Source organism: Bacillus cereus group sp. BfR-BA-01522 (genome assembly GCF_022662635.1).
Taxonomy (GTDB): domain Bacteria; phylum Bacillota; class Bacilli; order Bacillales; family Bacillaceae_G; genus Bacillus_A; species Bacillus_A cytotoxicus.
The window spans coordinates 1-261 of record NZ_JAKUDY010000058.1; the positions used below are offsets into that span (position 1 = coordinate 1).

Here is a 261-nt window from a genome sequence, read left to right on the forward strand (position 1 = left end):
TGTATGTAATGCACTCTTTAATGTCTCATTCTCCTTTAACGATTGTACCACATTTTTCCCCATATTTGGATGGAAGTCAGCGATTCCCTCTTTCCATTTTGTGAGCTTTGCCAGGGATCCAAGGTCGAGTGTTCCTTTGAATGCTTTTGTTGCTGAACCGAGTCCTGGGATAAGGTCAAGTGCTCCGAAGAAGCCAGCTTCTACTTGTTCTTCTTTGCTTAGTTTTCGGCGCGTTCCCCAATCCTCCCCTTCGATGGCACT

Annotated in this window: 1 pseudogene; it reads right to left on the reverse strand. The window is 45.6% G+C overall.

Annotated features, from left to right (window positions below):
- Positions 1–261: pseudogene (locus MR059_RS21640) on the reverse strand (hypothetical protein); the annotation flags it as partial.